The sequence below is a fragment of the Acidovorax sp. genome, assembly GCF_047607405.1.
Classification (GTDB): domain Bacteria; phylum Pseudomonadota; class Gammaproteobacteria; order Burkholderiales; family Burkholderiaceae_C; genus Acidovorax.
This window is the reverse complement of record NZ_JASGDA010000108.1, coordinates 1-23,619: the sequence shown is the minus strand read 5'-3', so window position 1 is coordinate 23,619 and position 23,619 is coordinate 1. Positions and strand designations below refer to the sequence as shown.

Genomic DNA, 23,619 nt, shown 5'->3' with positions numbered 1-23,619 from the left:
ACTTCGGCGCTTCAACTGGTCAGAATCGGCTCTGTTACAAATTGGACCTTGGATTGATCTACATGGCCACAACACCCCCCATTCGCACCGACAAAGTCATCGTGGTGGACGACGACGCGCGCATCCGCGACCTGCTGCGCCGCTACCTCACGCAGGAAGGCTTCGAAGTCATGGTCGCCGAGGACGGCAAGGCGCTCAACCGGCTGCTGCTGCGCGAGACGGTGGACATCATCGTGCTCGACCTGATGATGCCCGGCGAGGACGGCCTGTCCATCTGCCGCCGCCTGCGCGCCGCCAACGACCGCACGCCCATCATCATGCTCACCGCCAAGGGCGAGGACGTGGACCGCATCGTGGGCCTGGAGGTGGGCGCCGACGACTACCTGGGCAAGCCGTTCAACCCGCGCGAGCTGCTCGCGCGCATCCACGCCGTGCTGCGCCGCCGCCCCGCGCAAGAGGCGCCTGGCGCGCCCTCGGGCGACAACGAGGTCGTCACCTTCGGCCCCTTCACCTTCGACCTGGGCACGCGCGCGCTGCAGAAGAACGGCGAGGAGCTGCCGCTGACCACCGGCGAGTTCGCCATGCTGAAGGCCCTGGTGCGCCACCCGCGCCAGCCGCTGTCGCGCGAGAAGCTGGCGCTGCTGGCGCGCGGCCGCGAGTTCGAGCCCTTCGACCGCAGCCTGGACGTGCAGGTGTCGCGCCTGCGCAAGCTGGTCGAGGTGGATGCCGCCGCCCCCCGCTACATCCAGACCGTGTGGGGCGTGGGCTACGTCTTCGTGCCGGACGGCACGTCATGAGGCACAACCCCCTGAGTAACCGCTGTGCGGCTGGTATTGGCCGCGCCAGTTTCGTGCGCCGTGGGTAGCTGGCACAGCATGTCCGTTCCGCCGCCCGACGCCACCAGCCCCGCACCGCTCGAATCGCTGCGCCAGGCGCGCGAGCAGCGCGCGCGCGTCGGGCTCAACCTGTTCTGGCGCACGTTCTTTTTGCTGGCGCTGCTGCTGGTGGGCTCGATCCTGGCGTGGCTGCAGACGCTGCGGGCGCTGGAGTTCGAGCCGCGCACGCTGCAGACGGCGCAGCAGATCGCCTCGCTCGTCAACCTCAGCCGCGCGGCGCTGGTGCATTCCGACGCCATCGCCCGCGTGTCGCTCATCAAGACCATGGCCGACCAGGAGGGTGTGCGCATCCTGCCGCGCGAGCCCAAGGACAGCTTCGAGCTGCTGGGCGGCACCACAGCCCTGGGCAACCGCCTGGCCGACGAGCTGACCCAGCGCCTGGGCCCCGGCACCATCGTCGCCCAGAGCGTGAACGGCGAGAAGGGCCTGTGGGTGGGCTTCACCATCAACGGCGACCCCAACTGGCTGCTGATGGACCGCGCGCGCTTCAGCCCCGCCGGGGGCCGCACCTGGCTGATCTGGCTCATTACCGCAGGCGCCCTGTCGCTGGCGGGCGCGGCGGTGATCGCACGGCTCATCAACCGGCCGCTCAAGCAGCTCTCCTACGCCGCCAACCGGGTGAAGGACGGCGACTTCGCCGCCAGCCACCTCGACGAAGAGGCCGTGACCAGCGAGATACGCGAGGTCAACATCGGCTTCAACCGCATGGCGCAAAAGCTCGCCAAGCTGGAGCAGGACCGCGCGGTGATGATCGCAGGCATATCGCACGACCTGCGCACGCCGCTGGCGCGGCTGCGGCTCGAAACCGAGATGAGCGTGAACGACGAGGTGGCGCGCGAGCACATGGTGGCCGACATCGTGCAGCTCGACGCCACCATCGACAAGTTCCTGGACTACGCGCGGCCCGACCACGTGACGCTCACGCCCGTGAACCTGCACGCGGTGATGTCGTCCTGCGTCTATGCCGTGCAGGACCACCGGGAGCTGCAGATCACCATGTCCGTGCCCGAGGACATCAACGTGATGGCCGACGAAGTGGAGCTGGCGCGCGTGATCTCCAACCTGCTGGAGAACGCCCGGCGCTACGGCAAGGCCGAGGACACGGGCATGGCCCGCGTGGACATTGCCGCCAAGTGCCGCGAGAAATGGGTGCTGGTCAAGCTGCGCGACCACGGCCCCGGCGTGCCGCCCGAGCAGCTCGGCAACCTGACCAAGCCGTTCTTCCGGGGCGACTCGGCCCGCACGGCAGCCGCTGGCGCGGGACTGGGGCTGTCCATCGTGGACAAGACCGTGCAGCGCATGGGCGGGGTGTTCGCGCTGTCAAACTCCAGCACGGGCGGGCTGGTGGCGCACCTGCAGCTGCAGCGCGCGTCGGACCTGCCCGAGGGCGAGGACCCCAAGCAGCGCCTGCAGCGCCCGTCCATCAAGCGCCAATTGCCCCCGCGCCCGGCGCAAGACGACAAGCAGTTGGCCTGAACGAGCCGCGCCTACACGGCGTGGATCAGCGCCACGGCCCGCGCCTCCATTGCCAGCCCCTGCCCCACGGGGCCCAGGCGCTCGGCCGTCTTGGCCTTGACGTTGACCTGACCTTCGGCAATGCCCACGGCCTGCGCGATGGCGGCGCGCATGGCCGGTATGTGCCGCGCCAGGCGCGGGGCCTGCGCGACCACGGTGCTGTCGATGTTGCCCACTGCGTAGCCCGCCGCGCGCACGCGGCGCGCCGCCTCGGCCAGCAGCACGCCCGAATCGGCGCCGCGGAAGGCGGCATCGGTGTCGGGGAAATGGCTGCCGATGTCGCCCAGCCCCGCCGCGCCCAGCAGCGCGTCGGTGATGGCGTGCAGCAGCACGTCGGCATCCGAATGGCCCAGCAGGCCCATGGGGTGGGCGATGGTCACGCCGCCGATCACCAGCGGGCGGCCGGGCACCAGCGCATGCACGTCCCAGCCTTCGCCAATCCTGAAATTCATGTTGTCGTCGTCCTGCTGTCGTTGCCCGCACCGCCAAAGCGCTCCAGCGTGCTGCCGTGACCGCGCTGGGCCAGCACGGCGGTCGCCAGGGCAAAGTCGTCCGGATAGGTCACCTTGAAGTTCTGCGCGCCGCCGGGCACCAGGCGCGGGTGCAGGCCCATGGCTTCCATGGCGCTGGCCTCGTCGGTCACGTTGGAGCCCACTTTCTCCATCGCATTCATCAGTGGCGCGATGCGGAACATCTGCGGCGTCTGCGCCAGCCACTTGTCGCTGCGGTCCACGGTGGACGCCACGCGCACACCGCCCGGCCCGTCGATGGAGGTCTTGAGCGTGTCGGCCAGCTTGTGCGCCAGCAGCCCGCCCACGCCGTCGCTGGCGCAGTGGTCGATGAGCGCGTCGATCTGCGCGGTGGTGACGAGGCAGCGCGCCGCGTCGTGTACCAGAACCCAGTCCATGGCCTCTGCGCCCCGCGCCAGCAGCGCCCGGAGGCCGCCCAGCACCGTGTCGGCCCGCGTGGGGCCGCCGCATTCCACGGTGAAGAACGTGGGCAGGGCGTAGGCGTCCAGAAATCGGTCGCCCGGCGCCACCGCCACCAGCGTACCCAGCAGGCGGCCCACGCCTGCGAACGCGGCCAGTGTGTGCAGCACCATGGGCCGCCCTGCGACCATTTGGTATTGCTTGGGCAGCGGCGACGGCGATGGCTGCGCCACCGCGCGCGAGCCCGTGCCCGCGCAGGGCAGCAGCGCCCAGAAGCGGCCCTGGGCCGACAGGGGCGCGGGCAAGGGGTGCAGCAGCGGGCCGGTCATATGCACGCATTCTAAAATCGACGATTGCCCCCCGGATCGCCCGATCCCGCCCCGCGCATGGAACTGCCCAAGCTCTCCCCCGGAAAACGCTTCACCCTGCCCCGCCCCGTCGGCAGCGCCGACGCCCTGCTGCTCGCCCGCCTGGGGCAGCAGCAGAAGGCCGCGCGCCGCGTGACCGCCATCGTCACGGCCGACGCCACCGACGCGCAGCGGCTCATCGACGAGATGGCCTTCTTCGCGCCCGGCCTGCGCTGCGCGCTGTTCCCCGACTGGGAGACGCTGCCCTACGACACCTTCTCGCCGCACCAGGACCTCATCAGCGAGCGGCTGGCCACGCTGTGGCGCATCAGCCAGGGCGAGGCCGACGTGGTGCTGGTGCCCGCCACCACGGCGCTGTACCGGCTGGCGCCGCCGTCCTTCCTGGCGGGCTACACCTTCCACTTCAAGACGAAGCAGAAGCTCCATGAAGCCAAGTTCAAGGCCCAGCTCACGCTGGCGGGCTACAGCCACGTCTCGCAGGTGGTCAGCCCCGGCGAATACGCGGTGCGCGGCGGGCTGATCGACCTGTTCCCCATGGGCTCGCCCGTGCCCTACCGGGTGGATTTGTTCGACGACGAGATCGACAGCATCCGCACCTTCGACCCCGACAGCCAGCGCAGCCTGTACCCCGTGCCCGAGGTGCGATTGCTGCCGGGCCGCGAGTTCCCCATGGACGACGACGCGCGCGCCAAATTCAGGAGCCGCTGGCGCGAGATGCTGGAAGGCGACCCGACCAAGAGCCGCATCTACAAGGACATGGGGCAGGCGATAGCGACGGCGGGCATCGAGTACTACCTGCCGCTGTTCTTCGACGACACGGCCACGGTGTTCGACTACCTGGGCGGTGACGCCACCGTGGTGCTGCACGGCGACCTGGAACCGGCCTTCCAGCGCTTCTGGCAGGACACGCGCGAGCGCTTCCGTCTGGTACACGGCGACCCTGAGCGCCCTGCCCTGCCGCCCGAGTCGCTGTTCCTCTCGCCCGACCAGTTCTACACGCGCGCCAACGAGCACGCCCAACTGTCGCTGCGCCCCGGCGTACACGACGTGGATGACAACCCGCACTTCCAGAAGCTCGGCGACCTGTCGGTGGTGCGCGGCGCAGACGACCCGCTGGCCCGCCTGCACGCGCACATCCGCAACACCCGGCACCGCGTGCTGCTGCTGGCCGAGAGCGACGGGCGGCGCGAGAGCCTGCTGGACTTTCTGCGCGCCTCGCAGCTCAACCCGCCCGCGTTCGATTCGCTGGCCGAGTTCCAGGGCAGCACGGACGAGAAGGTCGGCATCGCCACTGCGGGCCTGACGGTCGGCTTTGGCTGGATCGAAGAGGGCATCGACTTCGTCACCGAGACCGAACTCTTCGCCGCAGGCCCCACCACGCGCCGCCGCAAGAAGCAGGAGCAGGTGAGCGACGTGGAAGCGCTCATCAAGGACCTGTCGGAACTCAACGTGGGCGACCCCGTGGTCCACAGCGCCCACGGCATTGGCCGCTACCGGGGCCTGGTCCACATGGACGTGGGCAACAAGAACCCCGACGGCACGCCCGCGATGCAGGAGTTTTTGCACCTGGAATACGCCGACAAGGCCGTGCTCTACGTGCCCGTGAGCCAGTTGCAGCTCATCAGCCGCTACACCGGCGTCTCCGCCGACGAGGCCCCGCTGCACAAGCTGGGCAGCGGCCAGTGGGAAAAGGCCAAGCGCAAGGCGGCAAGCCAGGTGCGCGACAGCGCGGCCGAGCTGCTGAACATCTACGCCCGCCGCGCCGCGCGCGAGGGGCACGCCTTCCGCTACTCGCCGCAGGACTACGAAACCTTCGCCAACGACTTCGGCTTCGAGGAAACGGCCGACCAGAAGGCCGCCATCCACGCCGTCATCCAGGACATGATCTCGCCGCGCCCCATGGATCGCCTCGTGTGCGGCGACGTGGGCTTCGGCAAGACCGAAGTGGCCCTGCGCGCCGCCTTCGTGGCGGTGACGGGCAGCAGGCAGGTGGCCTTTCTCGCGCCCACCACGCTCTTGGCCGAGCAGCACTACCAGACGCTGGTGGACCGCTTCAGCAAATGGCCGGTGAAGGTGGCCGAGGTGTCGCGCTTCCGCTCCGGCAAGGAGATCACGGCAGCCATCCAGGGCATTGGCGACGGCACGGTGGACATCGTGGTCGGCACGCACAAGCTGCTGTCCGAATCCACCAAGTTCCACAACCTGGGCCTGCTCATCATCGACGAGGAGCACCGCTTCGGCGTGCGCCACAAGGAGCAGATGAAGGCCCTGCGCGCCGAGGTGGACGTGCTCACCCTCACGGCGACGCCCATCCCGCGCACGCTGGGCATGGCGCTGGAAGGGCTGCGCGACCTGAGCGTGATAGCGACCGCGCCGCAGCGCCGCCTGGCAATCAAGACCTTCGTGCGCAACGAGGGCACGGGCGTGATCCGCGAGGCGGTGCTGCGTGAACTCAAGCGCGGCGGCCAGTGCTACTTCCTGCACAACGAGGTCGAGACCATCGAGAACCGCCGCCAGAAGCTCGAAGAGATATTGCCCGAGGCCCGCATCGCCGTCGCCCACGGCCAGATGCCCGAGCGCGAACTGGAGCGCGTGATGCGCGACTTCGTGGCGCAGCGCTACAACATCCTGCTGTGCTCGACCATCATCGAGACCGGCATCGACGTGCCCACGGCCAACACCATCGTCATCAGCCGCGCCGACAAGTTCGGCCTGGCGCAGTTGCACCAGTTGCGCGGCCGCGTGGGACGATCCCACCACCAGGCGTATGCGTACCTGATGGTGCCCGACGTGGACGGCCTGACCAAGCAGGCCGCACAGCGGCTGGACGCCATCCAGCAGATGGAGGAGCTGGGCAGCGGCTTCTACCTGGCCATGCACGACCTGGAGATCCGCGGCGCGGGCGAGGTGCTGGGCGAGAACCAGAGCGGCAACATGCTGGAGGTGGGCTTCCAGCTCTACAACGAGATGCTGGCCGAGGCCGTGAAGTCGCTGAAGGCGGGCAAGGAGCCCGACCTGCTGGCGCCCCTGTCCGTCACCACCGACATCAACCTGCACGCCCCCGCCCTGCTGCCCGACGACTACTGCGGCGACGTACACCTGCGCCTGTCGTTCTACAAGAAGCTCGCCACCGCCAAGACCACCGACCAGATCGACGCGCTGCTCGAAGAAATCGTGGACCGCTTCGGCAAGCTGCCGCCGCAGGCGCAGACCCTCATCGACGTACACCGCCTGCGCGTGCTGAGCCAGCCCTACGGCGTGCAGAAGGTGGACGCCGCGCCCGGCGTCATCACCATCACCTTCCGGCCCCAGCCGCCCGTGGACCCGATGGCGATCATCGGGCTGATCCAGAAGAACAAGCACATCAAGCTGGCGGGTAACGAGAAGTTGCGCATCGAGCGCGAACTGCCCGAGGCTTCGGCCCGCGCCCAGATGGTGCGCGACCTGCTGCGCAGCCTGGGGCAGCCGCTGGCGGCCTGACAATCCGGTTTCACATTCCTTTTCTTGCCTCTGCCATGCAACACGCCACCGAATTCGCCCCCGGCCTCGTCGTCCAGGGCATCACGCCCCCGCTGCGGCTTGCCGACTACAAGCTCATCGCCTTCGACATGGATTCCACGCTCATCAACATCGAGTGTGTCGATGAAATCGCCGACGCGGCGGGCCGCAAGGCCGAGGTGGCGGCGATTACCGAGGCCGCCATGCAGGGCGTGATCACCGACTACAAGGAGAGCCTGCGCCAGCGCGTGGCGCTGCTGCGCGGCGTGACGGTGCGGCACATGGAGCAGGTGTTCAGCGAGCGCCTGCGCCTGAACCCCGGCGCCAAGGAGCTGGTGGCGGCGGCCAAGGCGGCGGGGCTGGTCACGCTGCTGGTATCGGGCGGGTTCACCTTCTTCTCCGACCGGGTGAAGGCGGCCCTCTCCATCGACTTCACGCGCTCGAACGTGCTGGAGGTCGAGGGCGGCGTGCTGACGGGCCGCATGGTGGACCAGCCCTGGGGCGACATCTGCGACGGCGCGGAGAAGCGCCGCACGCTGCTGGAGGTGGCCTCGCTGATGGGCATCCGCCCGGAGCAGGCCATCGCCGTGGGTGACGGCGCCAACGACCTGCCCATGATGGGCGTCGCGGGCCTGTCGGTGGCCTACCACGCCAAGCCCGCCGTGCGCGCGCAGGCCCAGGTGGCAATCAACCAGGGCGGCTTGGACCGCTTGCTCGAAGTGCTACGTTCTTGATAGCTGCTGGCGCTTGTCCATCAAGCACTGGAGGCCGATTTGGCTGATATTTCAGCGACTGCGGGACGGCCCTAGCCACCCGCGCGCACAACCCGGTGGCCGAGTTTTTGCAGCGCGGCCATCACGCGCTCCACGTGGTCGCCCTGCACCTCGATCACGCCGTCCTTCACGGTGCCGCCGCTGCCGCAGGCGGCCTTGAGCTGCTTGCCCAGCTGCACCAGCGCGGCCTCGTTGGCCAGCACGCCCTTGACCAGCGTGACGGCCTTGCCGCCGCGGCCCTTGGTCTCGCGCGACACGCGCACGGTGCCGTCGCCCGTGGGCTGGGCCTTGGCGTTCTGCCGACACATGCACTGCGCCACGGGCTGGCGGCAGCCGGGGCACATGCGGCCCGATTCGGTGGAATAGACGAGGCCGCCCAGGTCGGCCAGGGACTTTTTATGCATCACCGCCTGCCGTGCTCCAGCATGTGGAAGTTGAGCAGGCGCGTGGCGATCAGCGTCTCGGCCAGGAAGCACACCAGCGCCAGCAGGAACGAGGCCACCCCCGCCAGAAAGCCGAACACGGCCAGGCGGCTGGCCTGGAAGTCGGTGGTTTCGCCCAGGAACAGCAGGATGATGGTGGTGCCGATGAGAAAGGCGCAGAAGGTGAGCAGCCCGATGCAGCCGTTGGCGAGTTGCCCGCGCGTGCGCAGCTCGGCCAGCTCGGCGTAGGCGCGGGCCAGAAACTCCGCGTCGCTGCTGGCGCGGGCCCGGTCTTCCACCTGGCGGGCGCGGTCGATGATGCGGGCCAGCCGCCCGGCCACCGCGCCGATCATGCCGGAGACGGCGGTGAGCAAAAACACCGGCGCCACCGCGAGCTGGATGCCGTGGGTGATGGTGGTGGAGTCAATGGGCAGGGCCATGGTTGCTTCTATATTGATAGCTGCTTGCGCTTGTCCAATAAGCGCTGGAGCCGGTTTTCATCATTAATAGTGCGGCGGCAGTTCGTCGCGCGGGTTGCGCGCCGCGCCCTGCCCGGCCTCGGGCACCTGCTGGCGCAACTGGATGACCTCGCGCGCCAGCCGGTCGATCAGCTCCTGCTGGCGGTAGATGGTCAGGTTGAGCTGGTCGAGCAGGTCTTCCATGAAGCTGGCCTTGATCTCCAGGCTCTCCAGCCGCTGGGCGATGCCGTCGTCGTGCATCACAGGGCCTGGGCGAGGCGGGCGATGCCTTCGCGGATCTTGTCCACGTCGGCCGTGGCGAAGGACAGGCGCAGCGTGGCGTTGTCGGGGTTGGCGCAGTAGAACGGCGTGCCGGGCACGAAGGCCACGCCCTTGTCGATGGCGCGCTTGGCGAGCACGTTGCCTTCGGCCACCTTGCCGCCCGCGCCCGTGAGCCGCGCCCACACGAACAGGCCGCCCTGGGGCTGCACGAAGTCGATGGCGTCACCCAGGTCGCTGCGCAGCGCGTCGCCCATGGCCTGGGCGCGCTCGGCATAGACCTTGCGCACGCGCGCCAGCGTGGCGGGCATGCGGCCCGCCTTGAGGTACTGCGCGGCCGTGGCCTGGGCGAAGGTACTGGTGTGCGCGTCGCTGAACTGCTTGCACATGGTGGCTTTGCCCAGCAGGTCGGCGGGCGCGATCATCCAGCCCACGCGCAGGCCGGGGGAGAGCACCTTGCTCAAGCTGCCGCAATGCACCAGCAGATCGCGGCTGCCGTGTACGGTGGCAGACAAATTGAGCAGGCTGGGCGGAGGGGCATCGCCGAAGTACAGGTCGCCGTAGGGGTCGTCCTCGACGATCAGCGTGTTGTACTTGACGGCCATTGCCAGCACGGCCTTGCGGCGCTCTGCGCTCAGCATGGCGCCGCTGGGGTTGCCGAAGGTGGGGATCAGATAGACGAACTTGGGGCGGTGCTCGGCGATGAGCTGTTCCAGCGCGTCGGTCTGTACGCCGTTGCCGTCGATGGGCGCGCTGATCAGCTCGGCGCCGTACAGGCGAAAGCACTGGATGGTGGCGAGGAAGGTGGGGCCTTCCACGATCACCTTGTCGCCGGGGCTGATGAGCGTCTTGCCCAGCAGGTCCAGCGCCTGCTGGCTGCCAGTGGTGACGATGAGGTTGTCGGGCGCCACGCCCTGCGCGCCCTTGCCCGCCATGAAGGCCGCGAGCTGTTCGCGCAGCGGGTTGTAGCCCTCGGTGGCGCCGTACTGCAGCGCGGCGCCGGGCTCCTCGGCCAAGGCGGCGTTGGCGGCCTCGCGGATGCCGTCCACGTCGAACATGGCGCTGTCCGGAAAGCCCCCGGCAAAGCTGATGATGCCGGGCTTGCCCAGCAGCTTGAAAAGCTCGCGGATGGCGGAGGTTTCTACGTTGTTCAGGCGGTCGGCGAATTGCATGGCGTGGACGCTGTTAATGGGGTGAATCCCGCATTGTCGCCAATCGGCGCGCAGGTTTCCTGCGGGACAATGCACGCCCCATGAAGCCCACGCAGATCGAACCCTTCTTCGCCGCCCTGAAGGCCGCCAACCCCACGCCCAACACCGAGCTGGAATACACCAACGTCTTCGAGCTGCTGGCCGCCGTGCTGCTGTCGGCCCAGGCGACCGACGTGGGCGTGAACAAGGCCACGCGCAGGCTGTTCCCCGTGGCGAACACGCCGCAGGCCATCCTGGATTTGGGGCTGGAGCGGCTGGAGGGCTATATCAAGACCATCGGCCTGTACCGTACCAAGGCCAAGAACCTGATGGCAACCAGCCGCATCCTGGTGCAGCAGCACGGCGGCCAGGTGCCGCGCACGCGCGAGGCGCTGGAGCAGCTACCCGGCGTGGGCCGCAAGACGGCCAACGTGGTGCTGAACGTGGCCTTCGGCCAGCCCACGATGGCAGTGGACACGCACATCTTCCGCGTGGGCAACCGCACGGGCCTGGCGCCCGGCAAGAACCCGCTGGCGGTGGAGATGCAGTTGATGGAGCGCGTGCCGCCAGAGTACGCGGTGGACTCGCACCACTGGCTGATCCTGCTGGGCCGCTACGTGTGCCAGGCGCGCAAGCCGCGCTGCTGGGAATGCGTGGTGGCGCCGTACTGCGACTACGCGCCCAAGGTCATGCAGCCTTGAATGCTTCTGTTTTGATAGCTGCTTGCGCTTGTCCAGCAAGCGCTGGAGGCTAAAAACACCCAATATTTACGGACGGGCGGCCATGTGCTCGCGCAGCCAGGCGGCGAAGGCTTCTTCGGAAATGTCGCCCGCCGCGACGGCGAGCATGGTGAGCACGCAGGATGCATCGTCGGCGGTCAGCACCCACCCGTTCAGGCGCAAAAACAGTTCTGCCGCCACGAAGCCCGTGCGCTTGTTGCCGTCGATGAAGGGGTGGTTGCGCGAAATGCCGTAGCCGTAGGAAGCGGCCAGCGCGGCGGCATCAGGCGGCGGCTCGCCATAGTGGCTCAGGTGCAGCGGCCTGCCCAGGGCCGAATCGAGCAGACCCGCGTCGCGCACACCCGCGCCGCCGCCATGCTCGGCCAACTGCATTTCATGGATGGCGACGATGACGGCGCGGTCCAGCCAGACCCACTCCCGGCTCATTTGGCCAGCTCGCGCAGCACGGCGCGGCGTTCCTTCATGATCTCGCGCGCCACGCGCATCTGCTCCTCGAAGTCGGGGTTGTGGGTGGTGATGCGCAGGCCGTCGGGCGATTCAGTCACGTACAGCTCATCGCCCTTTTCAAGCTGCAGGCGGGCCAGCAGTTCCTTGGGGAAGACGGCGCCGACCGAGTTGCCGACCTGGGTCAGTTTGAGCGTGTGCATGGGAAGGCTTTCAAGTAATTACAAACGTAATACTAAATGGAGTCCACCCGCCCGTCAAACCCCAAGAGCCGCCATTTCCGCCGACACCCCCGCCCACGCCACGTCGAACCCCGCCGCCTTGCGCACGGGCGGCACGGAGTGGGCGTGCAGCGCCCAGGCCACCCCGGCGGCCACGCTGTCGATCACGGGCACCGGCACCTGCGGCTGCACGGCGGCGGCCATGCCCGCCAGCCCCGCGCCGCCCAGGATGACGGCCTGCACCTGCGTCTGGCGCACCGCGTCGCGGCATGCCTGTGCCAGCAGCGCGCGGGCGCCGTCTGGGTCGGCCAGGAGCTGGGCGCCCGTGGGTGCCACGGTGTGGATGCCCGCCAGCGCCTGCGAATGGCCCAGCGCCTGCGCCAGCCGCTGCAGCATGGGGCCCCAGCGCTCGCCCCCGGTCACGATGGCGAAGCGACCGTGGCGGGCGGCTGCGGTGAACGAGGCTTCGGCCAGGCCGGTCACCGGCACGGGGCTGCTCTCGCGCAGCGCCATGAGGCCGGGGTCGCCAAAGCAGCCGATCAGCACCGCGTCGGGCCGGGATTCATCGTGCGAGGGGGGCTGCGCCAGGTCGTGGGCCCAGGCGTCCAGCGTGGCGTGGGCTGCGACGGCGTAGCTGGCCTCGCAGGCGATGTAGGGCGCGCCGAACCGCGCCGTGGCCGTGCGCACCGCCACGTGCGGCCCGGCAGCGGCCTGAACATGGTGCTGCAGCAGCGCGGTCACGCCGGGCGAGGTGTTGGGGTTGATGACGAGCAGATGGCGCATGGCGTTGGCCCCGTTCACGCCAGCAGCGCGGCAAGGTCGGGCAGCGCGCTGGCGGGGGGCGTGAACTCCAGCTGCCGCTCGATGCGCGCCAGGTGGTCCAGCATGCGCCGTGCGGCCTCGGGCGCGTCGCGCAGGCGGATCGCGTCCACCAGCGCGCGGTGCTCGCGGCAGCCGCAGGCTGTGGCGTCTTCGCGCTCGTGCGTGTGCCCGGGGCTGTAGGCCATCAGGATGAGCGAGGTGCGCGAGACCAGCTCGCGCAGGATGCGCCCCAGCGTCTGGTGCCCCGCCGCCTGGGCGATGCGCAGGTGAAAGTCGCCCGAGAGGCGGATGGCGCGGCGCATGTCGCCACGGGCTCGCGCGGCCTCTTCGTCCGCGATGCAGGCGCGCAGCGCGGCAATGTCGCTCGCCGCCGCGTTGGCGATGAACAGCTCCACCAGGCGCGGCTCCAGCAGCCGACGGGCCTCGAAGACCTCGCGCGCCTCTTGCGGCGTGGGCTGGGCGATGGACGCGCCCCGGCGCGGCGTGAGCGTGACCACCTGCTCGTTCGCCAGCCGCACCAGCAGCGGTCGCACGCGCGTGCGCGAGACGCCGAACGCCGCCGCCAGCCGGTCCTCGACCAGCTTGGTGCCGGGCGGCAGGCGGTGGTCCAGTATGGCCGAGACCATGCGCTCGTACATGTCGTTGTCGCTGGGCTGGCCCGGCGCCAGGGGCATCATGCGCGGCGCCCTTTGCGCCTGCGGCCCAACGCCCAGGCCAGCGCGAGCGTCAGCGCCATGACGGCGAAGGACACCACCGTGGTCACCGTGCCCAGCGCGTAGATGGCGGGCGTGGTCACGGTGCTGGTCAGGCCCTGCAGTTCCAGCGGCAGCGTGTTCACGTCGCCGATGGCCTGCGAGGTGCGGGCGATCTCGTCCCAGCTCAGCGTGAAGCCGAACATGCCGATGCCCACCACCGACGGCGCGATCAGCGGCAGCACCACGTGCGCAAAGCCCTGCCAGGGCGTGGCGCCCAGGTCGCGCGCGGCCTCCTCGTAGGACGGGCTGAAGCGGTTGAACACGGCGAACATGATGAGCAGGCCGAACGGCAGCGTCCACGTGAGGTGCGCGCCCAGCGCCGAGGTGTACAGGCCCAGCGCCGTGCCGTAGCCCTCCAGCACATCCTGCAGGCCCGCCCATTCCAGCGCGGACTTGATGGCCGTGTCGATCAGCCGGAACTCCAGCCCGATGCCCAGCGACACGATGATGGACGGCATGATGAGGCTGGCCACCACGATGAAGAACAGCAGGTTGCCCCCCGCCAGCCGCTTGCGGAACGCCAGGCCCGCCAGCACCGACAGCACCACGGTGCAGGCCATCACGGCCAGCCCCAGGCCCAGCGAGCGCCACAGCGCCGCGCCGATGTCCACCACGCCCAGCCCTTCGGCCAGCTTGCCGAACCAGTGCAGCGACACGCCGCGCATCGGAAAGGTGAGCCCGCCCTCCGGTCCCTGGAAGCTGAGCACGAAGATGACGAACATGGGGCCGTACATGAACAGCACGAACAGGCCGAAGACGGCGGCCAGCGGCCAGAAGCTGGCGGGGCGGGGTTCGCGCATCACAACTCCTTGCGGATATCGACCATGCGGGTCAGCGCCCAGATGATCATCAGCACCACGGCCAGCAGGATCACCGCGTTGGCCGCCGCCAGCGGGAACTGCAGGTACGAGGTCTGCACCTGGATGATCTTGCCCACCGAGGCGATCTGCTGCCCGCCCATGACGCCGATGGTCACGAAGTCGCCCATGACGATGGTGAGCACGAAGATGGAGCCGATGATGATGCCGGTCTTGGACAGCGGCACGATCACGTTCCACAGCGTCTGCCAGCCGCTGGCGCCGCTGTCGCTGGCGGCCTCGATCAGGCTGCGGTCGATGCGCATCATGCTGTTGAAGATGGGCACGATCATGAACATGGTGTACAGGTGTACGAAGGCCAGCACCACCGAGAAGTCGGAGAACAGCAGCCACTCGACGGGTGCGTCGGTGAGGCCCATGCCCTGCAGCGCCTGGTTGACCAGGCCGTTGCGCCCGAGCAGCGGCACCCACGAGATCATGCGGATGACGTTGGAGGTCCAGAACGGAATGGTGCAGAGCACGAACAGCAGCGTCTGCATGCCCGGCGAGCGCACGTGAAAGGCCAGGAAGTAGGCCACGGCAAAGCCGACCACCAACGTGATCAGCCACACGATGACGCTGAACTTGAGCGTGGACCAGTAGGTCTTGAGCGTCACGCACACGTCGCCCATGTCGCCGCAGCCCGCGAAGATCGACACGTAGTTCTTGAACGTGAAGCCTGGCAGCAGCTCGTAGTCGTTGAAGTCCCAGAAGCTGACCATCACGATCAGCGCCAGCGGCACCAGGAAGAACAGCACGAACACCGCCGTGAACGGCGCGGCCTGCCACCAGGCGGCAATGCTGCGCCCAGGCGCGGCGGCTGCGGGCAGGGCGGGGGCGGAGGTGCTCATGCTGTCCTTGGGCTTGCGTCAGGCGGCCATCACGCGACCATCACGCGGCCATCACGCGGCCACGAACTCGTTCCACTTCTGGACCATGTAGTTGTTCTCGTCCATGATGGCGTTCCAGCATGCGATGCCGCCCATGCGCGCCTCGTAGCTGCCGCCGTCGCGCACCGACCCGGCCTTGGCCAGCAGGTCGCCCGTGGGGCTCTTGATGTCCTGCGTGGCGGGCTTGCCTTCCATCCAGTAGGCCCACTCGTAGGCTTCCATCTTGGCCTTGGCCGTCTCCAGCACGGCGCTGTAGTAGCCCTGGCGGTTCAGGTAGGCGCCAGCCCAGCCGTCCAAGAACCAGTTGATGAACTCGTAGGCACCGTCGAGCTTGCGGCCCGACAGCGTGGCGGGCAGGCCGAAGCCCGCGGCCCAGGCGCGGTAGCCTTCCTTGAGCGGCTGGAACACGCAGTCGATGCCCTTGGTGCGCACGGCGGTGACGGCGGGGCTCCACATGGACTGGATGACCACCTCGCCCGAGGCCATCAGGTTCACCGACTCGTTGAAGTCCTTCCACAGCGCGCGGAACTGGCCCTGCTTCTTGGCCTCGATCAGGGTCTTGATCGTCAGGTCGATCTCCTTCTTGGTCATGTTGCCCTTGTCGGGGTACTTGTAGATGCCCATGGCCTCGACCACCATCGCCGCGTCCATGATGCCGATGGACGGGATGTTCAGGATCGCCGCCTTGCCCTTGAACTCGGGGTTGAGCAGTTCGGCCCACGAACTGATGGGCCGCTTGATGAGGTCGGGCCGGATGCCCAGCGTGTCGGCGTTGTACACGGTGGGAATGAGCGACATGTACTGCGTGGGCGCGGCGGCGAACTTCTTGGACTTCTCGCCTTCCAGGTAGATCACCTTCTTGGGCGCGGTGCCCTGCTCGCCCACGGCCTTGCCCGCCACCATGCCGGTGGTGAACAGCGTGGTGATCTTGTCGGCGTTCTTGATGCGCTTGGTGTCGATGCCCTTGAGGTTGCCGGTGGGCACGATCTTTTTCAGCGAGAAGTACTCGGTGTCGATCAAATCGAAGCTGTTGGGCGCGGTGACGGCGCGCTTGGTCACGTCGTCGGTGGTCACGGCCACGTACTGGATCTTGATGCCCGTGTCCTTCTCGAACTTCTCGGCAATCGCCTTGTCCTGGTTCACCGCCGTGCCCAGGTAGCGCAGCACGATCTTCTCTTGCGCGTGAATGGCCGGGAACATGCCGGTGGCCAGCACGCCCGCCGCGCCCTGCAGCAGCGAGCGGCGCTGCACGCCGGGTGCGACGACGGAGGAATCGGTAGAGGAAGAATCGGACATGGGAAAGCTCCTTGGGGTTGCGGAAGGGAAAAATGAAGACATCAGGCCGCCAGCGGGTGCGCCTGCCCGGCCATCCAGTGCATCTGCACCGCCTGGCCCACGGTGTAGGGCTGCGCGTCGAACGCGGCCTCGGGCACCATCGCGGAATACGCCGCCGTCGCATGGGCCGACAGCGCCACGCCGTGCTTTTGCAGGCCCAGCAGCACGTAGGTGCCCTGGTACTCCACGTCGGTCACCACGGCCTGCATGCGCGGCACGCCGGGCGGCAGGTCGGCCCCTGCGGGCGCCACCTGAAGATGGTCGGTGCGCACGCCCACCTTGCCGCCGCCGGGCGCGTCGATCACGTTGTGCCCGCCCATGAAGCGCGCCACGAACTCGTTGGCGGGCCGGTTATAGACCTCGTGCGGCGAGCCCACCTGCTCGATCACGCCGTGGTTCATCACCACCATGGTGTCGGCCAGGGCCATGGCCTCTTCCTGGCTGTGGGTCACGTGAATGAAGGTCAGCCCCAGTTCCTTCTGCCAGCGGCGCAGCTCGGCGCGCATCTGGATGCGCAGGAAGGGGTCCAGCGCCGACAGCGGCTCGTCCAGCAGCAGCACGCGCGGCTGCGTGATGAGGGCGCGCGCCAGCGCCACGCGCTGCTGCTGTCCGCCCGACAGTTCGGCGGGTTTGCGGTCCGCCAGGTGGCCCATGGCCACGCGCCCGAGCAGGTCGCGCGCCTTGGCCTGGCGCTCGGCCTTGGCCACGCCTTTCATCTTCAGGCTGAAGGCCACGTTGTCCAGCGCCGACAGGTGCGGGAACAGCGCAAAGCTCTGGAACATCATGGCCGTGCCGCGCGCGGCGGCGGGCAGGTCGGTGATGTTGCGGTTCTCCAGCAGGATGTCGCCGCTGGTCACCGACTCGTGCCCCGCAATCATGCGCAGCGTCGTGCTCTTGCCGCAGCCCGACGGGCCCAGCAGGCAGCAATAGCTGCCGCTGTCTATGCGCAGGTTGATGGCGTCCACCGCCGGGCGCCCCTGGGCATAGCGCTTGGTGAGCGCGACGATTTCGATGGCGGCAGGGGCCTGCGCGGGAGCGTCGTGGACTTGCATGGCCTGCCTCAATGCAAGCCCCATGCCCGTTTGTACACAATGCTTTTGGCGTTTTGCATACAAGCGTCGCACCAGCACCGTGCCGACAGGCCCCTTATGGTGCAGAAGCGTTTGCTGCGCGCAGGTGCGTGGCTATACTGAACCGCAGGCCAGAAACATATTTTTACGCGTCGAGCCCTTCTTTCTTACGCTGGATGACGAACCTCGACCCGCGCTCCATGATCGCCACGGCGGGCCTGATGTCCGCCTTCATGGTCATCGTGCTGCTGTTCATGCGGCGCAACTACCCGCCCTCGATCCGCGGCATAGGCGCCTGGGCCGTGGCGCCCATGCTGTGGCTGGTGTCCAGTTCGTTCTTCAGCACGCGCCACGTCATGCACGAATGGCTGAGTGTGCTGCTGGCCAACCTGCTGCTGTTGCTGGGCAGCACAACCTACTACATGGGCACGCGCAGCTTCTTCGGCCACCCCACCACCTGGCGCCCGTGGAGCCGCGTCATCGCGGGCACCATGCTCATGCTGGTCGTCTTTACCTACTGGCTGCCCCACTACGCGCTGCGCCTGGGGCTGTTCACCGCCGTGATGTCGGCCCTGTATGCCGCGCAGCTGCGCTTCATGCTGCGCCATGGCGGGCGCAGCTTCCCGGCGCGGCTGGTGCAGGCCGTGCTGGCGCTGCACCTGGCGGTGCTGGCGACGCGCCTGGTGACGGTCATCACGGGCCAGGCAGGCACGGACCTGATGGCGCCGTCGCTGTTCCAGACGTTCTACATCGGCGCCTACACGCTCACGGTGCTCATGCTGCCGATCGGCGCGGTGCTGCTGGCCACCGACCGCGTGCGCACCGAACTGGAGCACCTGGCCACCCACGACTCCCTCACCCAGGCGCTGAACCGCCGCGCGCTGCTGCAGCGCTGCGAGGAAGAACTGGAGCGCGCCCGGCGCTACGGCGACGGCCCGGCCATCATGATGCTGGACCTGGACAACTTCAAGGCCGTCAACGACACACGGGGCCACCAGCACGGGGACGCCGTGCTGGCGTACTTCGCCGACCGCGTGCGCCAGGCCCTGCGCCGCCCGGACCACCTGGGCCGCTATGGCGGCGAGGAATTCATGGTGCTGCTGCCACGCACCGACGCCGAGGCCGCGCGGCGCGTGGCCCAGCGCATCCATGCCGCCCTGTCCACGGGCCACCCGCTGGACTGCCAGGTGAGCATCGGCCTGACCGGCTGGAAAGGGCCGGACGACACCCTGGACGCCATGCTCTCGCGCGCCGACGCCGCGCTGTACCGCGCCAAGGAACTGGGGCGCAACCAGACCGTCGAGGCTTGAGGTCAAATCGGCCTCCAGCGCTTTCTGGACAAGCGCCAACAGCTACTCTTTGGATAGCATCGCCACCAGCAGCAGCATGCCCACGCCCATCACGGCAGCCGCCACCACCAGCGCCCCCGGTAGCCGCCCGTGGCCGCAGCCATGGCCGCCACCAGCGCGCCCGTGATGTAGCCCGCGTAGTTGAACGCCGCCAGCCACCCGCCCGCCAGGTACGACAGCCCCGCTTGCCCGCGCATCACCGGCAGCATGGGCGTGTAGGCAAAGCGCGCCAGGCCCACGGCGAGGATCAGGGCGCTGATGCCCGCAAAGACCACGCGCAGGCGGTCGGTGTCATCGGAGTGGCGCTGGACTTGGGCTATGCCTCGACGGCGGCGTTCAGCCACATGTTCCGGCAGGAGATGGGGTACACCCCGTCGGAGTGGCGGGGGCGATGAAGCCCTCTCCCTTCAGTGAAAGTCCCGGCTGCCTTGCAGCGCCGCGCCCAGCCGCCCCAGCAGCGGCGTGAGGTCGCGGCAGCGCTGCAGCACCAGGTGGCGCACCGCCGTGCCGCCGGGTGCAGTGGCCTGCGCGACCTGCCAGGTGCCCTGCACGGCCAGCAGGCGCGAGCGCAGCAGGGCGTCGCGCCAGCGCTCCAGCAGGGCGGGCCAGACGATGACGTTGACGGGGCCGGTTTCGTCTTCCAGCGTGACGAACAGGGTGCCCTTGGCCGTGCCGGGGCGCTGGCGCACGGTGACGATGCCGCAGGTGCGCACGGTGCGGCCATGGGGGGTGGCGTGCAGTTGCAACGCGGTCAGCAAACGCCAGCGGGCCAGGCGCGGGCGCAGCAGGGCCAGGGGGTGGCGGCGCAGGGTGAGGCCGGTGGCGGCGTAGTCGAACAGGATTTCTTCGCCCTCGGGGGCGGCGGGTAGTTCCAAGGGCGGCTCATGGACGGGGGCATCGCGCAGCAGCGCGGGGGCGGTGTGCTGGGCGGCTGCCTCCCACATCTGCTGGCGGCGGTGGCCGCTGAGGCTGGCGAGGGCGTCGGCTGCGGCCAGGGCGCGCAGGTCTTGCTGGGTGAGTTGGGCGCGCAGGGCCAGGTCTTGCGCGTTGGCGAAGGGGGCCGTGGCGCGGGCCTGCGCCAGGCGCCGGGCGGCGGCTTCGCCCAGGCCGCTGACCATGCGCAGGCCCAGGCGCACGGCGGGCTGCGGCTGGGTGGAGTCTTCGAGCGTGCAGTCCCAGTCGCTGTGTACCACGTCGGCAGGCCACACGCGCACGCCGTGGCGGCGCGCGTCCTGCACGAGCTGCGATGGCGTGTAAAAGCCCATGGGCTGCGCGTTGAGCAGCGCAGCCAGGAAGCACGCTGGCTCGTGCCGCTTGAGCCAGCTGCTGGCGTAGGCCAGCAGCGCGAAGCTGTGCGCGTGGCTTTCGGGGAAGCCGTATTCGCCAAAGCCCAGCATCTGCTGGTAGATGGCCTGGGCGAACTCTGCGCGGTAGCCGTTGGCCAGCATGCCCTGCATCAGCGGCTCTTCGAAGCGGTGTACGCCGCCCTTGCGCTTCCAGGCGGCCATGGAGCGGCGCAGATCGTCGGCCATGCCGGGGGTGAAGCCCGCGGCGATCATGGCGATCTGCATGACCTGTTCCTGGAAGATGGGCACGCCCAGGGTGCGGGCCAGGGCCTCTTCCAGCTCGGGCTTTTCGAGCACCAGCGCGCCGCCCTGCCGCTCGCGTTCCCGCGCCTGCAGGTAGGGGTGGACCATGCCGCCCTGGATGGGGCCGGGGCGCACGATGGCGACCTGCACCACCAGGTCGTAGAACCGGCGGGGGCGCAGGCGCGGCAGCATGCTCATCTGGGCGCGGCTTTCGATCTGGAACACGCCCACGGTGTCGGCGGCGCAGACCATGTCGTAGGTGGCGGGGTCTTCGCGCGGGATGTCGGCCAGGCCCCAGCGCTCGCCGCGCAGGGCGGCGCGCAGTTGCAGGCAGCGGCGCAGCGCGGTGAGCATGCCCAGCGCCAGCACGTCCACCTTGAGCAGGCCCATGGCGTCCAGGTCGTCCTTGTCCCACTGGATGACGCTGCGGCCCGGCATGCTGGCGGGCTCCACGGGCACCAGCCGCGTGAGCTTGCCTTGCGTGAGCACGAAGCCGCCCACGTGCTGGCTGAGGTGGCGCGGAAAGCCTCTCAGGTCACGCGCCAGCTCCAGCCACAGCGCGGCGGTGCGCGCAGGCAGCGGCACGCCCAGGGTGCGCGCCATGTCCTGCAAATGCTCGGCAGCGTGCAGGCCGTCGAACCAATGGTGGTCTTTGGCGAAGGCGTCGATGAGCGCGGGCGCCACGCCCAGGGCGCGGCCCATGTCGCGCAGGGCGCTGCGCGTGCGGTAGCTGATGACCACGGCGGCGATGGCGGCGCGCTCGCGGCCGTATTTGGCGTAGATGTACTGGATGACTTCCTCGCGCCGGTCGTGCTCGAAGTCCACGTCGATGTCGGGCGGCTCGCTGCGCTCCTTGCTGATGAAACGCTCGAACAGCAGGTGCGATTCCTCGGGGTCCACCGCCGTGATGCCCAGCACGTAGCACACCACCGAGTTGGCCGCCGAACCGCGCCCCTGGCACAGGATGCCCTGGCTGCGCGCGTAGCGCACGATGTCGTGGACGGTGAGGAAGTACATCTCGTACCGGCAGTGGGCGATCAGCTCCAGCTCCTTGCGGATCTGCGCGGCGATCCTGGCGGGCACGCCCTGCGGGTAGCGGCCCCGCGCGCCCTCCTCTGCCAGCCAGGCCAGCGCCTGGGCGGGGGTCATGCCGGGGGGCACGGTCTCCAGCGGGTACTGGTACTTGATTTCATCCAGGCTGAACGTGCAGCGCCCGGCCACGGCGAGCGTGGCGGCCAGCAGGTCGCCCGGGTAGATGCCCGCCAGCCGCACGCGCTGGCGCAGGTGGCGCTCGGCGTTGGGCTGCAGGGCAAAGCCGCATTCGGCCACGCTGCGGCCCAACCGCACGGCGGTGATCGCATCCTGCAGCGGCTTGCGCGAGCGGGCGTGCATGTGTACGTCGCCCGCCGCCACCAGCGGCAGGTGGTGCGCGGCGGCCACGCGGCGCAGGGTGTGCAGCCACAGGGCGTCGTCTGGGCCCAGGTGCAGTTCCACGGCCAGCCAGATGTGGCCGTCGAAATTGGAGTCAAATTGGCCTCTGGCGCTTTCTACACAAGCGCTTGCAGCTATCAAATCAGAAGCATTTATCTGCGTTCTATCGAGCGCCAGCAGCAGCTCGCAGCCGCGCAATAGCGCGAAGGGGCTGGCGCCGTCCACGCGGTACTGGCCCTTGGGCGCGGCGGCGCGGGCGGCGGTGATGAACTCGCACAGGCCGCCCCAGCCCTCGGCGTCGCGCGCCAGCGCCACCAGCCGCAGTGCCCCCCAGCGGAATTCGCTGCCCACGATGAGCTGCAGGCCGGGGTGCTGGCGCGCGGCCTCGTGGGCGCGCACGACGCCTGCCACCGAGCATTCGTCGGTCAGCGCCAGGGCTGTGTAGCCCAGTTGGGCGGCGCGCTCGACCAGCTCGTGCGGGTGCGACGCGCCGCGCTGGAAGCTGAAGTGGGACAGGCAGTGCAGCTCGGCGTAAGGAGGCAAAGCAGCCGTCATGCCCGCGCCCCCATAGCACCCTCTCCCTCTGGGAGAGGGTTGGGGTGAGGGCCAGCGGCGTGTGCCAATCCACCGCTGCAAGCCCTCATCCCTGCCTTCTCCCAAAGGGAGAAGGAGTGAAGGCAGGGTGCAGAGGTCATGCAAACACCCCGTGCAAAAACCAGCGGTGCGGCTGCCCCGGCGCGGGCGGCTGCCGTTCGCGGAACACCCACACCAGGCCCGCCGCGTCGTTGTGCGCCACGAAGTAATCGCGCTGGGCCATGGCTGCTGCTTCATCGGCCCACCACCCGGCCTCGAACCGCTGCGGCCCCGCCAGCAGGCGCAGCGGCCCGTGGTGGCAGGGGCGGCTGCCCTGCACGGCGAGCGGGCGGGGCGGGCGCAGCAGCCAGGGGGGCAATAGTTCGGCATCCGGTGCGGCATCCGGCGCGGGCACGTTGCCGCCCTGCCCCAGCGCCTCGGCGGCGGGGCGCCATTGCTGCATGCACTCGGGCCGGTGGTCGGCGTGCAGCACGGGGGCCTGCACCTGGGCGGGGCCGAGGCGGGCCGACAGGCGCTCCAGCAGCTGGTGCAGGGCTTCGCCGCCGCTGTCCGCGCTGTCGTCCAGGGGTAGCAGGCTGGCGCTGCGCTGCGCGAGCGGGGTCGATTCCACGAGGCGCAGCGTGATCTGGTGGACCGGAGCAGCCAGCGTGGTGCGCGCGAGGTTTTCAGACAGCAGCCGCCGCAGGTGCGCCATGTCCTGCGTGGCCTGGGCCGTGCGCAGGGGCAGCGACTGCGTGGGAGCGATGTCCACGCCGTCCACCCGCCGCAGGTCGTGCCGCCAGCACAGGTCCAGCACCAGCGCACCCTGCTGGCGTGCCTGCAGCCAGTGCTGCAGGGCCGTCAGGCAGCGGCTGGCGGACCAGAGCAGCGCGTCGGCGGATTCGGCCAGCGCGGGCAGATCGGCGCTCAGGGCGAACTGCTCGGGCAGCTCCACCCAGGTATGCGCCTCGGGGGCATCGCCCAGGGCCTGGTCCAGCGCGTGCAGCACCTCTGCGCCAAAGCGCCGCGCCACGCCGGAGCGCGGCAGCGCACGCAAGCTGCCCCAGGTGCGGCAGCCCATGCGCTCCAGGCTGGCGGCGTGCGGGCGCAGGGCCGTGAGGGTGTGCAGGGGCAAATCCCGCAGCCCGCGCCGGGGCGGCGCGTGGCCTGCCAGGGCCAGCCGCAGCAGGGCCAGCGCCGCCAGGGCCGTGGCGG

Annotated in this window: 23 protein-coding genes; 6 read left to right on the top strand and 17 right to left on the bottom strand. The window is 69.2% G+C overall.

The window, feature by feature from the left end; all coding sequences use genetic code 11:
- Positions 1 to 62: 62 nt before the first annotated feature.
- The gene (gene ompR / locus QM569_RS12760; protein ID WP_414987614.1) at positions 63 to 797 is read left to right on the top strand and encodes a two-component system response regulator OmpR; all 735 of its coding nucleotides are present in this window, start codon (positions 63 to 65) and stop codon (positions 795 to 797) included.
- A gap of 78 nt (positions 798 to 875) precedes the next feature.
- The gene (locus QM569_RS12755) at positions 876 to 2,372 is read left to right on the top strand and encodes an ATP-binding protein (protein ID WP_414987613.1); all 1,497 of its coding nucleotides are present in this window, start codon (positions 876 to 878) and stop codon (positions 2,370 to 2,372) included.
- Positions 2,373 to 2,383: 11 nt separating this feature from the next.
- On the opposite strand, the gene ispF is transcribed toward QM569_RS12755, so the two are convergent.
- Together ispF and QM569_RS12745 are read right to left on the bottom strand one after the other, a co-directional pair.
- Positions 2,384 to 2,863 (bottom strand): 2-C-methyl-D-erythritol 2,4-cyclodiphosphate synthase, encoded by a 480-nt coding sequence (ispF, locus tag QM569_RS12750; RefSeq protein ID WP_414987612.1) that lies wholly within the window; start codon positions 2,861 to 2,863, stop codon positions 2,384 to 2,386.
- Positions 2,860 to 3,669 carry an IspD/TarI family cytidylyltransferase gene (locus QM569_RS12745; protein ID WP_414987611.1) on the bottom strand — a complete coding sequence of 270 codons (810 nt, stop codon included), beginning with the start codon at positions 3,667 to 3,669 and terminating at the stop codon, positions 2,860 to 2,862. The genes ispF and QM569_RS12745 overlap by 4 nt, the downstream gene beginning before the upstream one ends.
- A gap of 57 nt (positions 3,670 to 3,726) precedes the next feature.
- Here QM569_RS12745 and mfd point away from each other — a divergent pair, with 57 nt between their 5' ends.
- The gene (gene mfd / locus QM569_RS12740; protein WP_414987610.1) at positions 3,727 to 7,188 is read left to right on the top strand and encodes a transcription-repair coupling factor; all 3,462 of its coding nucleotides are present in this window, start codon (positions 3,727 to 3,729) and stop codon (positions 7,186 to 7,188) included.
- A 35-nt stretch (positions 7,189 to 7,223) separates the two neighbouring features.
- Positions 7,224 to 7,940, top strand: coding sequence for a phosphoserine phosphatase SerB (gene serB, locus QM569_RS12735; RefSeq protein ID WP_414987609.1), 717 nt, complete (start codon positions 7,224 to 7,226; stop codon positions 7,938 to 7,940).
- Positions 7,941 to 8,011: 71 nt separating this feature from the next.
- Here the strand turns inward: serB and QM569_RS12730 are convergent, their stop codons facing one another.
- The 4 genes from QM569_RS12730 to QM569_RS12715 form a co-directional block, all read right to left on the bottom strand.
- Positions 8,012 to 8,383, bottom strand: coding sequence for a translation initiation factor Sui1 (locus QM569_RS12730; RefSeq protein WP_414987608.1), 372 nt, complete (start codon positions 8,381 to 8,383; stop codon positions 8,012 to 8,014).
- Positions 8,383 to 8,841 (bottom strand): DUF2721 domain-containing protein, encoded by a 459-nt coding sequence (locus tag QM569_RS12725; RefSeq protein WP_414987607.1) that lies wholly within the window; start codon positions 8,839 to 8,841, stop codon positions 8,383 to 8,385. The genes QM569_RS12730 and QM569_RS12725 overlap by 1 nt, the downstream gene beginning before the upstream one ends.
- Before the next feature lie 63 nt (positions 8,842 to 8,904).
- Positions 8,905 to 9,120 carry a SlyX family protein gene (locus tag QM569_RS12720; RefSeq protein ID WP_414987606.1) on the bottom strand — a complete coding sequence of 72 codons (216 nt, stop codon included), beginning with the start codon at positions 9,118 to 9,120 and terminating at the stop codon, positions 8,905 to 8,907.
- Positions 9,120 to 10,310, bottom strand: a complete 1,191-nt coding sequence (locus QM569_RS12715; RefSeq protein WP_414987605.1) for a PLP-dependent aminotransferase family protein — start codon at positions 10,308 to 10,310, stop codon at positions 9,120 to 9,122. The genes QM569_RS12720 and QM569_RS12715 overlap by 1 nt, the downstream gene beginning before the upstream one ends.
- Before the next feature lie 80 nt (positions 10,311 to 10,390).
- Between QM569_RS12715 and nth the strand changes: the two genes are divergently transcribed.
- Positions 10,391 to 11,029, top strand: coding sequence for an endonuclease III (nth, locus tag QM569_RS12710; protein ID WP_414987604.1), 639 nt, complete (start codon positions 10,391 to 10,393; stop codon positions 11,027 to 11,029).
- A 66-nt stretch (positions 11,030 to 11,095) separates the two neighbouring features.
- On the opposite strand, the gene QM569_RS12705 is transcribed toward nth, so the two are convergent.
- Genes QM569_RS12705 through QM569_RS12670 form a run of 8 tightly spaced genes read right to left on the bottom strand, consistent with a single transcriptional unit; the run spans position 11,096 to position 17,444 of the window.
- On the bottom strand, positions 11,096 to 11,494 hold the full coding sequence (locus tag QM569_RS12705) for a type II toxin-antitoxin system death-on-curing family toxin (protein ID WP_414987603.1): 399 nt from the start codon (positions 11,492 to 11,494) through the stop codon (positions 11,096 to 11,098).
- A complete protein-coding gene (locus QM569_RS12700; RefSeq protein ID WP_414987602.1) occupies positions 11,491 to 11,715 on the bottom strand; it encodes an AbrB/MazE/SpoVT family DNA-binding domain-containing protein in 225 nt (74 codons plus the stop codon). The genes QM569_RS12705 and QM569_RS12700 overlap by 4 nt, the downstream gene beginning before the upstream one ends.
- Positions 11,716 to 11,769: 54 nt before the next feature.
- On the bottom strand, positions 11,770 to 12,516 hold the full coding sequence (locus QM569_RS12695) for an aspartate/glutamate racemase family protein (RefSeq protein ID WP_414987601.1): 747 nt from the start codon (positions 12,514 to 12,516) through the stop codon (positions 11,770 to 11,772).
- A gap of 14 nt (positions 12,517 to 12,530) precedes the next feature.
- Positions 12,531 to 13,232, bottom strand: a complete 702-nt coding sequence (locus QM569_RS12690; protein ID WP_414987600.1) for a GntR family transcriptional regulator — start codon at positions 13,230 to 13,232, stop codon at positions 12,531 to 12,533.
- Positions 13,229 to 14,110, bottom strand: a complete 882-nt coding sequence (locus tag QM569_RS12685) for an ABC transporter permease (protein WP_414987599.1) — start codon at positions 14,108 to 14,110, stop codon at positions 13,229 to 13,231. The genes QM569_RS12690 and QM569_RS12685 overlap by 4 nt, the downstream gene beginning before the upstream one ends.
- Positions 14,110 to 15,018 (bottom strand): ABC transporter permease, encoded by a 909-nt coding sequence (locus QM569_RS12680; RefSeq protein ID WP_414987598.1) that lies wholly within the window; start codon positions 15,016 to 15,018, stop codon positions 14,110 to 14,112. Before QM569_RS12680 ends, QM569_RS12685 begins: the two co-directional genes overlap by 1 nt.
- Positions 15,019 to 15,069: 51 nt before the next feature.
- A complete protein-coding gene (locus QM569_RS12675) occupies positions 15,070 to 16,353 on the bottom strand; it encodes an ABC transporter substrate-binding protein (protein WP_414987597.1) in 1,284 nt (427 codons plus the stop codon).
- A gap of 41 nt (positions 16,354 to 16,394) precedes the next feature.
- On the bottom strand, positions 16,395 to 17,444 hold the full coding sequence (locus tag QM569_RS12670; protein WP_414987596.1) for an ABC transporter ATP-binding protein: 1,050 nt from the start codon (positions 17,442 to 17,444) through the stop codon (positions 16,395 to 16,397).
- Between the two features lie 194 nt (positions 17,445 to 17,638).
- Here QM569_RS12670 and QM569_RS12665 point away from each other — a divergent pair, with 194 nt between their 5' ends.
- A complete protein-coding gene (locus tag QM569_RS12665) occupies positions 17,639 to 18,772 on the top strand; it encodes a GGDEF domain-containing protein (RefSeq protein ID WP_414987595.1) in 1,134 nt (377 codons plus the stop codon).
- Between the two features lie 89 nt (positions 18,773 to 18,861).
- Here the strand turns inward: QM569_RS12665 and QM569_RS12660 are convergent, their stop codons facing one another.
- The 3 genes from QM569_RS12660 to QM569_RS12650 all read right to left on the bottom strand — a co-directional run.
- Positions 18,862 to 19,155 (bottom strand): YbfB/YjiJ family MFS transporter, encoded by a 294-nt coding sequence (locus QM569_RS12660; protein ID WP_414987594.1) that lies wholly within the window; start codon positions 19,153 to 19,155, stop codon positions 18,862 to 18,864.
- Between the two features lie 63 nt (positions 19,156 to 19,218).
- Entirely contained in the window at positions 19,219 to 22,386 is a 3,168-nt protein-coding gene (locus QM569_RS12655; RefSeq protein ID WP_414987593.1) for an error-prone DNA polymerase, read from the bottom strand.
- A gap of 136 nt (positions 22,387 to 22,522) precedes the next feature.
- Positions 22,523 to 23,619, bottom strand: a 1,097-nt coding sequence (locus QM569_RS12650) for a DNA polymerase Y family protein (protein WP_414987592.1), incomplete at its 5' end; no start/stop codon positions are given.

Excerpts from the sequence above, each read along its gene's own strand:
- QM569_RS12705 (WP_414987603.1), bottom strand. The coding sequence starts at position 11,494 with ATGAGCCGGGAGTGGGTCTGGCTGGACCGCGCCGTCATCGTCGCCATC.
- QM569_RS12685 (WP_414987599.1), bottom strand. The coding sequence starts at position 14,110 with ATGCGCGAACCCCGCCCCGCCAGCTTCTGGCCGCTGGCCGCCGTCTTC.
- QM569_RS12745 (WP_414987611.1), bottom strand. The coding sequence starts at position 3,669 with ATGACCGGCCCGCTGCTGCACCCCTTGCCCGCGCCCCTGTCGGCCCAG.
- QM569_RS12755 (WP_414987613.1), top strand. The coding sequence starts at position 876 with ATGTCCGTTCCGCCGCCCGACGCCACCAGCCCCGCACCGCTCGAATCG.
- QM569_RS12680 (WP_414987598.1), bottom strand. The coding sequence starts at position 15,018 with ATGAGCACCTCCGCCCCCGCCCTGCCCGCAGCCGCCGCGCCTGGGCGC.
- QM569_RS12720 (WP_414987606.1), bottom strand. The coding sequence starts at position 9,120 with ATGCACGACGACGGCATCGCCCAGCGGCTGGAGAGCCTGGAGATCAAG.
- QM569_RS12715 (WP_414987605.1), bottom strand. The coding sequence starts at position 10,310 with ATGCAATTCGCCGACCGCCTGAACAACGTAGAAACCTCCGCCATCCGC.
- nth (WP_414987604.1), top strand. The coding sequence starts at position 10,391 with ATGAAGCCCACGCAGATCGAACCCTTCTTCGCCGCCCTGAAGGCCGCC.
- QM569_RS12725 (WP_414987607.1), bottom strand. The coding sequence starts at position 8,841 with ATGGCCCTGCCCATTGACTCCACCACCATCACCCACGGCATCCAGCTC.
- mfd (WP_414987610.1), top strand. The coding sequence starts at position 3,727 with ATGGAACTGCCCAAGCTCTCCCCCGGAAAACGCTTCACCCTGCCCCGC.
- ompR (WP_414987614.1), top strand. The coding sequence starts at position 63 with ATGGCCACAACACCCCCCATTCGCACCGACAAAGTCATCGTGGTGGAC.
- QM569_RS12690 (WP_414987600.1), bottom strand. The coding sequence starts at position 13,232 with ATGATGCCCCTGGCGCCGGGCCAGCCCAGCGACAACGACATGTACGAG.
- serB (WP_414987609.1), top strand. The coding sequence starts at position 7,224 with ATGCAACACGCCACCGAATTCGCCCCCGGCCTCGTCGTCCAGGGCATC.
- QM569_RS12670 (WP_414987596.1), bottom strand. The coding sequence starts at position 17,444 with ATGCAAGTCCACGACGCTCCCGCGCAGGCCCCTGCCGCCATCGAAATC.
- QM569_RS12730 (WP_414987608.1), bottom strand. The coding sequence starts at position 8,383 with ATGCATAAAAAGTCCCTGGCCGACCTGGGCGGCCTCGTCTATTCCACC.
- QM569_RS12655 (WP_414987593.1), bottom strand. The coding sequence starts at position 22,386 with ATGACGGCTGCTTTGCCTCCTTACGCCGAGCTGCACTGCCTGTCCCAC.
- QM569_RS12675 (WP_414987597.1), bottom strand. The coding sequence starts at position 16,353 with ATGTCCGATTCTTCCTCTACCGATTCCTCCGTCGTCGCACCCGGCGTG.
- ispF (WP_414987612.1), bottom strand. The coding sequence starts at position 2,863 with ATGAATTTCAGGATTGGCGAAGGCTGGGACGTGCATGCGCTGGTGCCC.
- QM569_RS12695 (WP_414987601.1), bottom strand. The coding sequence starts at position 12,516 with ATGCGCCATCTGCTCGTCATCAACCCCAACACCTCGCCCGGCGTGACC.
- QM569_RS12665 (WP_414987595.1), top strand. The coding sequence starts at position 17,639 with ATGACGAACCTCGACCCGCGCTCCATGATCGCCACGGCGGGCCTGATG.
- QM569_RS12700 (WP_414987602.1), bottom strand. The coding sequence starts at position 11,715 with ATGCACACGCTCAAACTGACCCAGGTCGGCAACTCGGTCGGCGCCGTC.